Annotated in this window: 10 protein-coding genes; 6 read left to right on the top strand and 4 right to left on the bottom strand. The window is 64.6% G+C overall.

What is annotated here, in order from left to right; genetic code table 11:
- Positions 1–258: 258 nt before the first annotated feature.
- Positions 259–2,340 carry a putative bifunctional diguanylate cyclase/phosphodiesterase gene (locus V7066_RS08465; protein WP_334182620.1) on the top strand — a complete coding sequence of 694 codons (2,082 nt, stop codon included), beginning with the start codon at positions 259–261 and terminating at the stop codon, positions 2,338–2,340.
- A gap of 10 nt (positions 2,341–2,350) precedes the next feature.
- Here V7066_RS08465 and V7066_RS08460 read toward each other — a convergent pair whose 3' ends face one another.
- Entirely contained in the window at positions 2,351–3,007 is a 657-nt protein-coding gene (locus tag V7066_RS08460; protein ID WP_334182619.1) for a glutathione S-transferase family protein, read from the bottom strand.
- 125 nt (positions 3,008–3,132) lie between these two features.
- Here V7066_RS08460 and V7066_RS08455 point away from each other — a divergent pair, with 125 nt between their 5' ends.
- The gene (locus V7066_RS08455; protein WP_334182618.1) at positions 3,133–3,648 is read left to right on the top strand and encodes a GNAT family N-acetyltransferase; all 516 of its coding nucleotides are present in this window, start codon (positions 3,133–3,135) and stop codon (positions 3,646–3,648) included.
- Positions 3,649–3,724: 76 nt separating this feature from the next.
- Here V7066_RS08455 and V7066_RS08450 read toward each other — a convergent pair whose 3' ends face one another.
- From V7066_RS08450 to V7066_RS08440, 3 genes are all read right to left on the bottom strand, one after another.
- Complete coding sequence (locus V7066_RS08450) at positions 3,725–4,600, bottom strand: OmpA family protein (RefSeq protein ID WP_334182617.1); 876 nt, start codon at positions 4,598–4,600, stop codon at positions 3,725–3,727.
- A gap of 439 nt (positions 4,601–5,039) precedes the next feature.
- Positions 5,040–5,624 (bottom strand): Lrp/AsnC family transcriptional regulator, encoded by a 585-nt coding sequence (locus tag V7066_RS08445; protein WP_334182616.1) that lies wholly within the window; start codon positions 5,622–5,624, stop codon positions 5,040–5,042.
- Between the two features lie 49 nt (positions 5,625–5,673).
- On the bottom strand, positions 5,674–8,142 hold the full coding sequence (locus V7066_RS08440) for a zinc-dependent metalloprotease (protein ID WP_334182615.1): 2,469 nt from the start codon (positions 8,140–8,142) through the stop codon (positions 5,674–5,676).
- Here V7066_RS08440 and V7066_RS08435 point away from each other — a divergent pair.
- The 4 genes from V7066_RS08435 to V7066_RS08420 all read left to right on the top strand — a co-directional run.
- Positions 8,132–8,389, top strand: a complete 258-nt coding sequence (locus V7066_RS08435; protein WP_334182614.1) for a hypothetical protein — start codon at positions 8,132–8,134, stop codon at positions 8,387–8,389. The two genes, V7066_RS08440 and V7066_RS08435, sit on opposite strands and share 11 nt — an antisense overlap.
- A 397-nt stretch (positions 8,390–8,786) precedes the next feature.
- On the top strand, positions 8,787–11,672 hold the full coding sequence (locus V7066_RS08430) for a TonB-dependent receptor plug domain-containing protein (protein ID WP_334182613.1): 2,886 nt from the start codon (positions 8,787–8,789) through the stop codon (positions 11,670–11,672).
- Positions 11,673–11,689: 17 nt separating this feature from the next.
- Positions 11,690–13,282, top strand: coding sequence for an amidohydrolase (locus tag V7066_RS08425; RefSeq protein ID WP_334182612.1), 1,593 nt, complete (start codon positions 11,690–11,692; stop codon positions 13,280–13,282).
- Between the two features lie 5 nt (positions 13,283–13,287).
- Positions 13,288–14,548, top strand: a 1,261-nt coding sequence (locus tag V7066_RS08420) for an amidohydrolase (protein ID WP_442947315.1), incomplete at its 3' end; no start/stop codon positions are given.

Below are 14,548 nucleotides of genomic sequence, written 5' to 3'. Positions count from 1 at the left end.
ATCTCCTGTTCGGTATGCAACCGACCGGAATGAAATCGTTTTATGAGCTTATTATAGAGGGAAAACGGCCGGTTCCGGCGGCGGTCCGGCGATTTTTCGACGCGCGCGATGTGCGGGCTGCATATTGTGACGCCTTGATGACAAGATGTGCTATTAAATAATTAAAAAGAATAGGAATTATTAGAGAATCTCTCCTAGCGCTCGCACATCGAAAGCCGGGGAGGGGAAAATCCCGGCATGCGAAAACTCGGGTGCAAGATGTCAGATACGAATTCCGGATGGGGGCGATTTTTCGCGTCTCTCGAAACGCGGCTGGTGGGCGCGCTTTGCCTGATCGCCGTACTCGGCGTGCTGTTGCAGGTCGTCACCCAGCGTGAGGCGTTCGGCCTGCGCGAGCAGAGCAATGCGTTGATCAGGACCTCGGCGATCGCCGAGAACGCGGACCAGTTCGCCGAAGCGGTGGGCAAGCTGCGGATGGCGACCAATCGCGGGCTGGTGGCCAGCAACCGGACGAGCACGAGCGACGAACTCACCGATGCCGCCATCGCCATCGACGACAGACTGGGCAAGTTGCGCGGCAGCGGCGTGGCGCTCTACGACCTTCCCGAAAGGGCCAATCCCTTCGCCGATCTCGACCGCCATGTGACGGCGATTCTCGAAGTCCAGGCCGGCGGGGTGGCGGGGAAGTCGCTGGTCGAGCGGATCGAGAAGCGCAATGCCGCGATGGCCACTTTCGCCGACGAAATCGTCGCGCGGGCACGGGCCAACCGGGAAGCCGAGCAGAAGCGGCTGATCGCGTCCATCGAGCGCTGGCAACTGCTGGTCCTCGTCACCGGAGCCGTGACGATGCTGGTGGTTCTGCTCGTGCTCTTCGATATCCTGCGCAACATCCTGCCGGCGATCCGCCGCATGCACGGTTATCTGCAAGGACTGGCCGAAGGCGACCTCGACCTTGAGATCGGGACGTTCCGCCTGAAGGAACTCAAGGCGCTGTCGGGCCCGCTCGAAACCTTCCGCCGGAACGCGAAGGCGGTGAAGAACCTCGCCTTCAGCGATGCGGCCACCGGGCTGCCCAACCGCCGCGCCTTTCAGGAAGATGTCGGCAAGCAGCTGGCATCGGGGCGCGACGAAGACTTCGTGTTCATGCTGATCGACATCGACCGCTTCAAGCATGTCAACGACGACTACGGCCACGCGGCGGGCGACGAACTCGTGCGCCTGATCGGGGAGCGCATGCGCTCGATGCTCGGTCCGGACGGTGTCATCGCGCGTGTCGGCGGCGACGAATTCGCCCTCTGCATGCCTGTTGTTGCGGGTCCCGATTCCGCCATTGGTGTCGGCAGCGAGCTGGCCGACCGGCTGGTGGACACCGTTCGCGCGCCTTTCAGTCTGGGCGAATATTCCGTGGCGGTCACCGCCTCGCTCGGTTTCGTCGAGACCCGGGGCACGGGTGATCTCGATATCGACGACACCCTGCGCAATGCCGACATGGCGCTCTATGCCTCCAAGAAGGCGGGCCGCAACTGCGCGACCGCCTTCGTCTCCTCGATGGCGGAGGAACGCGCCGTCGATCGTGCGCTGGAAAAGGACCTCGAAACCGCGTTCGAGAAACAGCAGCTGCGCATGGTCTACCAGCCGATCCATGCGGTGCGCGACGACACGCGCGAAGTCGAGGCGCTGGTGCGCTGGAAGCATCCGGAACTGGGCGAAGTGCCGCCTTCCACGTTCATTCCGGCGGCCGAGCGGAGCGGGCTGATGGTTCGGCTCGGCGAATGGATCATCCAGCGGGCGCTGCGGGACTTCGCCATGTGGCCGGACCTGCACATGAGCATCAACCTCTCGCCGCTGCAGTTGCAGCACGACGGGTTCAGCGCCTTCCTGCTCGACTGCTGCACGCGCTACGGCATCGCACCTTCGCGCCTGTTCCTGGAAGTGACGGAATCGCTGTCGATCGAGCGCAACACGCGCGCACTGCTGACTCTGAACCTCCTGCGGCACATGGGCTTCCGCATCGCGCTCGACGATTTCGGCACGGGCTATTCGTCGCTGTCGATGGTGAAGAGCTTCAAGTTCGACCGCATGAAGCTCGACCGCAGCCTCGTCATGGATCTCGGGCAGGATCCGGCCTCGGTGGCGGTTCTGGAGGCGGCCGTCACGATGGCGCGCCATGTCGGGGCCGAAGTGGTGGCTGAGGGCATCAGCGACGCGCACCTGATCGGCGCTACCAAGAGCGCGGGATGCACGCATTTGCAGGGCTATTACTACAGCCGCCCGATCGAGGCCGACGATGTGCCGGGCTACTTCGAAAGCGCCGGTCAGAGGGCGGCCGAAGTCGCCTGACCTGTCGGCGTCACCCGGATGCGGTCTGCGACCGGGTGAAGACGGCGAGTTGATCGGCGAAAGCCCGCTGGAAGGCGGGACGCGCCTCGCCGCGCGCGATATAGGCGGCGAGGCGGGGATAGTCCGCGAACAGGCCTGAACTGCCGAGGCGGCGCAGCACGGTGATCGTCATGAGGTCTCCGGCGCTGAAGGTGCCTTCCAGCCAGTCGTTGTTTCCGAGCCGGCTGTCCAACTGACCCAGACGGGCGCGGACCCGCGTTTCGAGCAGGGGTTGGCGGGCCTCGTACCAGGGCCGGTCCCGCTCGAAGAGCGCGGCCATCGTGAATTCGATGACCGGCGGCTCCAGGGTGCTCAGCGCTGCGAAAATCCAGGCGATGGACCGGGCCCGCGCGTGAGGCTCGTCCGGCAGCAGGCCGGGGCCACGCTCCGCTATATGAAGCACGATCGCGCCGGATTCGAAGAGGACGAGGCCGTCCTCCTCGTAGCTTGGGATCTGGCCGAAGGGCTGGTGGGCGAGATGCGGGGCCTCCTTCATGGCCGCAAAGGAGACGAGGCGCACTTCGTAAGGCAGGCCTGCTTCTTCCAGCGCCCAGCGCACGCCCATGTCCCGCGCGAGGCCTTGCCCGCGATCGGGCGACTGCGCGAAAGCCGAGATGGTGATGGTCATCGCAAGGCTCCTTATGGATGCTGGGGGAGAACAGGCGGATCGCCCGGAGGGTTCCAGCGACTTGCCTTCGATCGGTTCGCTATAGTAGCCGCGTGGCCCCGCGCGATGCGGCAAGGAGACAGGAAATGCAGGTTCGGGACGCGCGCGACGGCGATCTGGAGGGCGTGACGGCGATCTACAACGACGCGGTGCTCAATACGACGGCGATCTGGAACGAAGTCGCGGTCGATATCGCCAATCGCCGGGCCTGGCTGGCCGATCGCGAACGCGCGGGCTATCCGGTGCTCGTGGCCGTCGAGGAGGACGGCTCGGTGCTCGGCTATGCCTCGTTCGGTGACTGGCGCGCTTTCGACGGCTATCGCCATACCGTGGAGCATTCGGTCTATGTCCGCGCCGATATGCGCGGCAGGGGGCTCGGCCGGATTCTGCTGAAGGAACTGATCGAGCGCGCGCGGGCGATCGGCAAGCATGTCATGGTCGCCGGGATCGAGGCTGGGAACCGGGGGTCGATCGCGCTGCACGAAAAGCTCGGTTTCGAGCAGGTCGGGCTGCTGCCGCAAGTCGGCATGAAGTTCGGGCGCTGGCTGGACCTCGCCTTCCTGCAACTCGTGCTGGACGACCGCGCGACGCCGCAGGGCTGACGGGCTGCAAACGAAAACGGGAGCGGCCAAGGCCGCTCCCGTGCAACGCATTCGGGTGTCTTGAGGACCGATGGCCTCAAAGACCATCCAGGCCCTTGCTGACGAGGATGTTCACTGCAACGCGGCGGTTCTGCGCCTTGCCTTCCGGCGTGCTGTTGTCCGCCAGCGGATCGGCTTCCGACATGCCGGTGGGGGTCAGCATGCGATAGGGCTTCCAGTGGCAGGCCTGCTGCAGGTAGTTCACCACGCGGCTGGCGCGCTTTTCGCTGAGTTCCTGGTTAATTTCCTCGCTGCCGGTGGAGTCGGTGTAACCGACCACGAGCAGCAGGGCGTTGTCCATGCCTTCGGCGTTGTTCGCGGCCGTGCAGAGTTCGGCCTTGGCTTCCGGCGAGAGCACGGCCTTGCCGGTGTCGAAGTTCACGTTGGTCGTGCCCTTGACGTTGTACTTGTCGATGTCGGCCATGCGGCCGCGCAGGGCTTCGGTTGCTGCGGTCTGCTCGGCGAAGCCTTGCGCGGTACCGCTGCGGATCATCGACGCGGTGCGCAGGTCCTTGTTCTGGAGATTGATCTGGCTCGCCACCAGTTCACCGCCCGACTGCAGGGTCTTGACGGTCACGGGCAGGCCGTTGAGCAGCGAGGTCGCCGCCAGCTTGCCCTTGCCAAGGCCCAGGAAGCCCTTGCTGGCGCGGATCTTCGTGGCATCGTTGACGGTCACGACGCTGTTGGTACCGTCTTCGGTGGTCACCTGCACCTTGTCGCCGCTGCGGGCCGAGATGATGCCCTTGAGCTCGGGACCTTCGGTGGCTTCGGCTGCCGGAGCCGGGGCGTTGTAGCTCGCGGAAACATCCGCATCGGGCGTTTCCTGGGTCTGCGCGGAGACTCCAACAGAAGCTACGCCGGAAAGTAATGCAAGCATTACAAGAGCTTTGGGGGTCTTTGAAATGATATTCATAGCGCTACTCCTCCAAAATCGAGCAGTACGGCCTGCTTAATAGCAGCTTCTCGTCCGATTATCGCTCGTTTTCATCATCGATGAGATGATGTATCCGGCGGTCGGAACCTCTTCTGGCTCGCTTTCTAAACTTCATAAGATGAGCAGCGATTGCTGCATCGGGACACCTTGGACTTCCTGGGTGTTCAGATTAACCTTGCGGGCACATGAACGACCCCGCCGTCCCCGTTCATAGTGCGGGTAATTCGAGCGGGTCTTGCGACGAACCGTTGCTGAAAGGGGTGATGGAGCGGGGTTTGGAGGCAGGAGAATCGCTCTTCCTGAACGAGCCGAGAGGTGAAGACATGCCTCCATGCAGCGAGGCCGGGCCGCATTGCGGCCCGGCCTCGACAGGCACCGGAGATCGTTCGGCGGCGCGCCCGCGATCGGACGCGTGCCGCTATTTCACCGTTTGCAGGGGCTTCTGAAGAATGACCGGCGCGATCTGGCGGCTGGCCACTTCGCGCAGCACGAAGCTGCTGCGGATGCGCCGGACATGCGGCAGGACCGAGAGTTCCTTGCGGTAGATCATGTCATAGTCTTCGAGCGACTGGACATTGAGGATCATCAGGAAGTCGGTATCGCCGGTGACGAAGGCGCAGAACTGCATCGACGGGCTGTCGAGCACGGCCGTCTCGAAATCCTGAAGCACGGATTCGGCCTGGGAAACCAGTTCGATCGAGACCATCACCAGCGCCCCGTAGCCCAGCGAGCGGACGTTGAGGTTGGCCGAATAGTGCGTGATATAGCCGGATTCTTCGAGGATCTTGCGACGGCGGGCAACCGCCGTGCTCGAAAGATGGACCTTTTCGCCCAGACAGACGTCCGAAGCGCGCCCGTCCGAGACGAGTGCACGCATCAGGCGCAGATCGGTATCGTCCAATTCGTGCTGCGCGGGCCTGCCGCGCGCAGCATCGAGCCAGTGCAGTTTGCCGGACTGCATGTCCATCTTGTTGTGACCCCCTTTTTTGATTTTCGAAACCATATTGCCGGGTATCCGCTCGATTTCAAACAAAAGGGCGTGGGGAGGGGAATTATTCGGACAGAATGTTGTCGAACCATCCAGTGTCGCCGCCGATCGGCATTCCGGCGGGGATCGGTGGGCGGGGGCGGCTCTGCTTGCCGATCTCGGCTTCGAGGCGCTGGGGATCGCCGAGCAATGCGGCCATCGAGACCTGCCACAAGGCATCCTCGCTGCCGCCGCGGGCCTTGGCGAACGTGCGGGCGCTGTCCTTGAGATAGCCGTCGAGCAGCGCGGCGACGTCGGCGGGCGTTTCCGGGTCGCGGCGGGCGGCGGCTATGGCGAGCAGGGTCGTCTGCGCGATCCGGCGCGACACGGCATCGCCATGCGCGGCGATCACCGGCGAGAGCTTGCCCAGCAGCGTGCCGACGCCGGGCTGGGCGGCATCGTAGCCGTGCTGGATGTGCAGGCGGGTAAGACGGGCCGGAGCGAGCAGGCTGTCGAGCGTCATCTGCGCCGCAACTTGTGCCGCAACGAGCGGGTCGAACACGGCCGATCCCGCGCCGCGCAGCACTTCCGGCGCCGCTTCCACGTCGGGGCGGGCGCTGGTGCCGCTCGACAGCGCCATGGACAGGGCAGCGGGCACCGTCAGTTCGCGCGGCGAGAGCGTGCCGACGAGGGCGTCGATCGCCTCGATCTGCTGGGCAGCGGGCACCGGCGAGGGCGCTGCGCGTCCGTCGCCGACTACCGCATATTCGTAGTTCACGCCGCCCACCAGCTTGCCGGTGGCGTCGATCGAATAGCGATGGAACAGCCAGATCGGCACGAACTTGCGGCGCAGATTGGACAAGGGTTCGCCGGAGTGCAGCACGCCGGGGCCGAACCCCGCCAAGGCGATGCGGCGCACCTCCAGCGTATGGGCGAGATCGGCGGGGGTATCCTGTCCCTCGGTCCACATGTTGACGCCGGGCACGGCGAGATCGGGCGCGCGGCCGTCGACGTCGGTGCCGAAGATCAGGCCCGCCTTGTGAATAGCGTCGGCCTTGGCGGCGGCGTCCGCGTCGCCATCGACGCCGGGCGCGGGTTCACCGTAGAGCCAGTCCACCGTGAACTTGTCCCACTTGCCGATGCCACTCGCATAAGCATCGCCAAGGTCGAGCTTGCCGTCGGCGATGTCCACTTTCGGACCGGGATAATCCATCACCGAGGCGCGGTCCTGCAGGCTTGCCTTGAAGTTGTGCACGAAGCCGATGGCATGGCCCACTTCGTGCGCGCCGAGTTGGCTGATGCGGGCAAGGGCGGCGCGGACCGGGTCGTTGGGGCCGCCGCTGTCGTTCTGCGCGGTGCCGACGAGGCCTTCGAAGATGGTGATGTCCTGCCGCAGTCGCAGCGATTCCAGTACCACGTTGCCCTTGACGATCTCGCCGGTGCGCGGATCGATCACGCCGCCGCCATAGGACCAGCTGCGGTTCTGGCGATGGACCCAGTTGACCACGTTGTAGCGCACGTCCTGCGGGTCGGCGCCGGGGGGCAGCGTCTCGACCCGGAAGGCATCGATGAAGCCGGCCGCGTCGAAGGCGTCCGCCCACCAGCGCACGCCGGTCGCCAGGGCCGAGCGGATCGGCTCCGGCGCGGCGCTGTCGATGTAGAAGACGATCGGCTTCTTCACCGGGGAACGGGCCGCCGAGGGATCGGTCTTCTCCAGCCGGAAACGGTTGGCGTATTCCACCAGCATCGGCTGGCCGAGCGGGCTGCCGAAATCGTAGGCCTGGGTGGCGTGGCTGCCGGAGCGGATGTCGAACTTGCGCGGCACGAAGCCCGGTTCGGGCAGCGCGACGAGGGAGGAGTGGACGGTCAGGCTGACAGCCCGCCCGTCCGGCGCCAGGATGTCGAGTTCGCGGCCTGCACTCTCGGCCGTGAAGGTCTGCACCGTTTCCAGTTCGATGTTCTTCGGGAAGACCTTGACCGAGGCGGTGTCGACCGCGCTCAGCTTTTCCGAGAGCTTGTAGCCCTTGGCGCTTTCGGCGATGGCGCCGGACAGGTCCATGGTGTCGCTCATCAGCAGGGGCGTGAGATCGACGGTCAAGGAGCCGCCGCGCCCGGCCTCTCCGACCACCTCCAGCATCGCTACGGTGCTGAACGGGAAGCTGGCGCGCGCGCCCTTCGCCACGCCCGCATCGCCGCTGGCGCGATAGCGCGGATTCTCGAAGACGACCGCGACTTTCCCGCCGATCTGACGGAAGGCGAGGATCTTGGTGTCGCCCTGCATGCCCCGGTCGATGCGGATCGCCGAGGAGCCGAGCGCGGTCTTGATCGACTGCGTGAAGAGATAGCGGCCGGACACGCCCTCGGCATCCGGGGCGGGCAGGGTGAGCAGCACTTTGCCTTTCGCTGCATCGACCTGCACCGGCAGCAATGCCCCGTCCGCAGAGGTGGTCGCCGCGACCGGAGCTGCCCATGCAGCCGGGGTCAGGGCGGCCATGCAGGCGATCAGGGCGGAACCGGCGGCGAGATTGGGCTTCATGCGGGCGATGAACGGCATCGAAATAGTTCCCCTTGGCAAGCTTTCGGCGGGACTCTGGACCCTCATTTCGCCGATGCAGCAAAGCCTAGCGCAAACCCGGCGCAGCTTCCCCGAACTTATCGGGCGCGAATGTCATGCTCTTGATGGATTCCTGCGTGAGGTCCGTTATCTCCGTGAAAATCCTGCGCAGGAGCAGGAAGGGTCGCAAGACTTGAAAGCCTTTGCCGGGATGCTGCACTGCATTCCGCGAATCACGATGGTGTGACGTTCCGGAAAGTGCGCTTGCTGGCTGGCGGCGTGCACCAATCTTGCGTGAAATCTGAACTTCATGATGAAATCCATCACAGTCCTGCCAAATTCGGCCCAACTTTCTTGGGATCGAACGCACCCTTCCGGATAGTATCGACAGCGTCAGGCAGAAGTTCGGATCGGAACCCATCGATACGCGAAGGGGCCGATACAAGACGGGCACTGCCGGACGATGGGCTTCCCGCAGGAGGGTGCGGGAGCGGAGAGTTAGGGGTTTCTCGCCAGTCCGCCTGCAAGCGGCACCGCAATGACGGTGGGTGCATTCGTGCGCCGGGGACGAGTGCGCCTTTTCTCCATCCATCGGGATGAGGGCGTCTGTGGCGAAGAGGGTTCAGTCACAGGGAGTTTTCGCAATGCGCAATGCAGTCCAGACCTCGACAGCGCCGGGGACGATGGAAACCTTTTCGGCGCGTTCGCTTCGCACCCTGCTTCTGGCGGGCGCGACCTTTCCGTTGTTCCTTGCCGCGCCGGTTCTGGCGCAGGAGGCAGCATCCGCAGAGGAAGAGCCGCTGAGGGACATCGTCGTCACCGGTTCGCGCATCGTTGGCGACGGCTACAGCGCGCCGACGCCCGTGGCTGTGCTGGGCGAGGCCGATATCGCAGCGCAGGCCCCGGCGAACATCTCCGACTTCGTGAACCAGCTTCCCGCGATCGCCGGCAGCGGCACCTCGGGCAACTCCTCGGGCGGCCTGTCCAACGCCGGTGCGGGCATCAACTCGATCGGCCTGCGCGGCCTCGGTGTCGGACGCACGCTGGTGCTGGTCGACGGCCAGCGCTCGGTGGCATCGACCGTGGGCGGCACAGTGGACATCAACACGATCCCGCAGGACCTGGTGAAGCGGGTCGAAGTCATCACCGGCGGCGCCTCTGCGGCTTACGGCTCGGACGCGGTGGGCGGTGTCGTCAACTTCATCCTCGACACCGGCTACAAGGGCTTCAAGCTGGGTGCCGATACCGGCATCTCGACGTATGGCGATGCCTTCAATTACCGCTTTTCCGGCACAGCGGGCTTCTCGCTGCTGGACGACCGTTTGCACCTGCTCACCAACGTCTCCTACTTCAAGCAGGATCGCGAGGAAGGCATCCGGCGCGGCTGGAACGACAGCGGCTACTTCCAGATCAACAATCCCGCCTACACCGCCACCAATGGCGAGCCGCAGCGGCTGGTCGGCAGCGGGATCGGGCCATCGGGCTACACGGCGGGCGGCCTCATCACCAGCGGACCACTGCGCGGCACCTATTTCCTGGGAGAGGGGCAGACCGGGCAGCTCACCTACGGCACCACCAGCGCCAGCAATCCGTGGATGATCGGTGGAGATTGGCAGACCACGCTCGACGGCCATCTCGGCACCAATACGCTGGTCCCGCTCGACAAGCGCCTGAGCGTGTTCCAGCGGCTCGGCTTCGAGATCACGCCCGCCATCGAGATCTTCGGCCAGTTTTCCTACAACAGTTCGATCAGCGCCAGTTCCTACCAGCAGACGCCCAGCACCGGCGTGAGCATTGCGGCGGACAACGCCTATCTGCTCAGCCAGTATCCTGCCGTCGCCGCCGCGATGGCTGCGCAGGGGCTGTCCTCGATCACCGTGGGCACCTCCAATGCGGGCTTCCCGATCCCCGGCAGCGACATCAAGCGCCAGGTCTATCGCGGCGTGATCGGGGCCAAGGGCACGCTCGACGTGTTCGAAAAGCCGATGAGCTGGGACGTCTACTACCAGAAGGGCGTCACCAAGGCCCGCGAGGCGCTGACCAACAGCTGGATCAATTCCCGCATGGCGCTGGCGCAGGATGCGGTGTTCGACGCTTCCGGCAACATCGTGTGCCGATCGACGCTGAGCAATCCGGGCAATGGCTGCGTGCCGATCGACCGGCTCGGCACCAACGGGCCTTCGCAGGAGGCGCTGAACTACGTCTTCAACGACGGAAACCAGCCGCTGCGCTACCAGACCATCAAGCAGGACGTTGCCGCCGCGACGATCTCCGGCAAGGCCTTCGCACTGCCTGCGGGCGATCTCGCCTTCGCGACCGGCGTCGAGTGGCGGCGCGAGCAGATCAACGGCTCGGTCGATCCGCAGTACAACTCCGGCTGGCTCTACGGCAACTTCCGCGTCAACCAGGGCAAGTACGACGTCTACGAGGGCTTCCTCGAACTCGACGTGCCGATCTTCGACGGCATGAACGTCAATGCCGCCGCGCGCGGGACGCACTACTCGACGTCCGGCTGGGTCGGCACCTGGAAGGTCGGCGCCAACTGGCAGGCGATCGACAGCCTGCGCCTGCGCGGCACATTGAGCCACGACATCCGCGCGCCCAATCTCGACGAACTGTTCGCGGCGGGTACGGCGCGCACCAACTCGGTGATCATCCCCACCGGGGCCAATGCGCCGCAGACCGGATCGCTGCAATTCGTGCAGAACGCCTTCGGTAATCGCAATCTCAAGCCCGAAGTGGCCGACAGCTGGACTTTGGGCGCGGTGTTCGAACCGACGTTCCTGCCGGGCTTCTCGCTTTCGTTCGATTACTACCAGATCAAGATCAAGGACGCGATCGGATCGATCACCGCGCAGCAGACGGTGGACTTGTGCTACGAGCAGGGCATCAGTTCGTACTGCCCGAACATCAGGTTCGTGGATGGGCAACTCAGCACGATCGATCTCACCCCGATCAACTTCGCCCGCCAGAAGACCAAGGGCTTCGATATCGAGGCGAGCTATTCCACCCAGGTCGGCCCGGGCAATCTGCGCCTTCACGGCCAGACCACCCACTATATCGAGAACGTGGTCGATGACGGCATCAGCTTCCCGATCGACTATGCGGGCGTGCTGAGCAGCGGCACTTATGCCTCGCCCAGCTGGGTCTATCGCCTGAGCGCGTTTTACGACATCGATCCCGTCACTTTCAACGTGGTCGCGCGCGGCTTCAGCAACGGGGTCTACGGCAACGACTGGATCGCGTGCGACGGCAATTGTCCGACCAGCACCGCGCAGTACCGCACGATCAACGACAACGCGATCAAGGGTGCGGTCTATTTCGACACGTCGGTGGACTTCAAGTTCCCGGCTATGAACAATGGCATCGGCCACCTGACTTTCATCGTCAACAACGTGCTGAACAAGGACCCGGTGCTCGTCGGCAACGGTCCCGACGGCAACAACGTGCCTGCCTATGCCCAGACCAACCGCAGCCGCTACGACGTGATCGGGCGCACTTTCCGCGTTTCGGCGCGGGTCGAGTTCTAAGAGAGGATAATCGCATCATGAAGACCTTCAAGCGCGCCGCGCTCGCTGCCGCTCTCGCCACTACGGTATTGGCGGGCGCTCCCGCCGAGGCCGCCGCTCCCCAGGCGCTCAAGGACGAAGTTTCCGCTGAAGTGGAGGCGCAGCGCAAGCAGATCCAGGTCATGGTCGACCAGATCTTCAGCTTTGCCGAACCCGGCTTCCAGGAAGTGAAGACCAGCGAATACCTCACCGGCATCCTCGAGAAGAACGGCTTCACGGTGACGCGCGGGGTTGCGGGCATTCCCACCGCCTTCACCGCCACCTGGGGCAAGGGCGGCCCGAAAGTCGCGCTGGGCAGCGATATCGACGACGTGCTCGGCGTCTCGCAGACGCCCGGCCTACCGTACTTGAAGCCGCTGGTGGAAGGCGCGCCGGGGCATGGCGAGGGACACAACTCCGGCATGCCGCTGATGGTCGCCGCCGCTATCGCGGTGAAGAAGGTGATGACCAAGCACGGGCTGGAAGGGCGCCTGATGCTCTGGCCGGGCGTGGCCGAGGAACTGCTGGCGACCAAGGCCTATTACGTGCGCGCCGGGATGTTCAAGGACGTCGACGCCTCGATCTTCACCCACGTCAGTTCCGACTTCTCGACCGGCTACGGCGAGATGGGCAACAACGGCATGGTCTCGGTAGAGTACAGCTTCAAGGGCAAGACCGCGCATTCGGCGGGGATGCCCTGGGAGGGCCGCAGCGCGCTCGACGCAGTGGAGATCATGGACGTCGCGTGGAACTTCCGGCGCGAGCACCTGCCGCTCACCCAGCGCTCGCACATGATCATCACCAACGGCGGCGGCCAGCCCAACGTCGTGCCGGACAAGGCCAGCATCTGGTACTTCTTCCGCGAGCGCACTTTCGCCGATATCCGCAAGCTCTACGAAACCGGTAACGACATCGCCAAGGCCGCAGCACTCGCCACCGGCACCACGATGACGCAGCAGACGCTGGGCTATGCCGCGCCCAACTTCGGCAACAAGCCGCTGGCCGAGGCTGCCTATGCCAATATCCAGGCCGTCGGCATGCCCAAGTGGAGCGCCGACGACCAGGCGTTCGCCAAGGCCGCGCAGACCTACAACGACCGCAAGATCGAGCCGCTGAAGTCGGAAGTCACCGAACTCTCGACGCCGGAGAACCGCAAGCCCTCCACCGGCGGCGGTTCCGACGATATCGGCGACATCATGTGGGCGGTGCCGACGATCACCATCCGCTTCCCGTCCAACATCCCGAACATGATCGGCCACAACTCCACCTCTGCTTTCGCGATGGCGACGCCGATTGCGCACAAGGGCGTGGAAGCGGGCGCCAAGGCCGTGGCCATGACTGTGCTCGATATCGTGACGACGCCGCAACTGGTCACTGACGCCAAGGCCTACTTCACCGACGTCCAGTTGAAGACCGATACTTACGCTCCGGTCCTGACCGACAAGGATGTGCCCGCGATCTGGCTCAACGAGCGCAACATGCAACTCTACCGGCCGATGATGGAGAAGTACTACTACAACCCGGCCAAGTACCCGACTTACCTCGACCAGCTGGGCGTCAAGTACCCCACGCTGACGAAGCCGGCGGAGTGAGCGCGATGAGCAAGCGTACTCTGATCGCCGCGGCACTCGCTGCCGCCTCGCTGATTCCCGGCACTGCGCAGGCCGCCGCCGACCCCGCCCTGAAACAGGAAGTCGCCGCCGCCGTCGAGGCGCAGCGCAAGCAGATCCAGATCATGGTGGACGAGATCTACTCGTTCGCCGAACCGGGCTTCCAGGAAGTGAAGACCAGCGAATACCTGGCAGGAATTCTGGAGAAGAACGGCTTCAAGGTGGAGCGCGGCGTGGCCGGCGTGCCGACCGCCTTCACCGCCACCTGGGGCAGCGGCGGCCCGAAGATCGCGCTCGGTAGCGATATCGACGGACTGCTCGGGGTGTCGCAGGTGCCCGGTGTCGCCGATGTGAAGCCGCTGACCGAAGGCGCGCCCGGCCACGGCGAGGGGCATAATTCCGGCATGCCGCTGATGGTCGCCGCCGCGCTCGCCGCCAAGCAGGTGATGACGAAGCACGGTATCCAGGGCCGCCTGATGCTCTGGCCCGGCGTTGCCGAGGAACTGCTGGCGACCAAGGCCTATTACGTGCGCGCAGGGATGTTCAAGGATGTCGATGCCTCGATCTTCGCGCACGTCAACACCGGTTTCGGCACCGGCTGGGGCGACCTCGGCCTGACCGGCATGATCTCGGTCGAGTATGAGTGGAAGGGCAAGACCGCGCACTCCGCCGGGATGCCGTGGGAGGGCCGAAGCGCGCTCGACGGCGTGGAATTGATGGATGTCATGTGGAACTTCCGGCGCGAGCACCTGCCGCTCACGCAGCGTTCGCACGACGTCATCACCAACGGCGGCGGCCAGCCCAATGTCGTACCGGACCGGGCGAGCAGCTGGTACTACTTCCGCGACAAGGACTTCGCCTCGCTGCGCAATCTCTACGAAGTCGGCAACCAGATTTCGGAAGCTTCGGCACTGGCCACCGGCACGACGGTCAGCCGCAAGGTGCTGGGTTTTGCCGCGCCGAACTACGGCAACAAGCCGCTGGCCGAGGCGCTCTACGCCAATATCGAGGCGGTGGGCGTGCCGCAGTGGTCCGCCGCCGACCAGGCCTTTGCCAAGGCGGTGCAGGTGAAGAACCACCTTAAAGTGGCACCGCTATCGGACAAGGTCATGCCGCTTTCCACACCGGAGATGCGCGGCGATGCCAGTTTCGGCGGATCGGACGATATCGGCGACGTCATGTGGACGGTGCCCACCGTCACCATCGGCTATCCGGCGAACATTCCCAACGTGATCTTCCACCACGCCA

Source organism: Novosphingobium sp. (assembly GCF_036820275.1).
GTDB lineage: Bacteria > Pseudomonadota > Alphaproteobacteria > Sphingomonadales > Sphingomonadaceae > Novosphingobium.
This window is presented reverse-complemented; position numbering and strand designations above follow the sequence as displayed.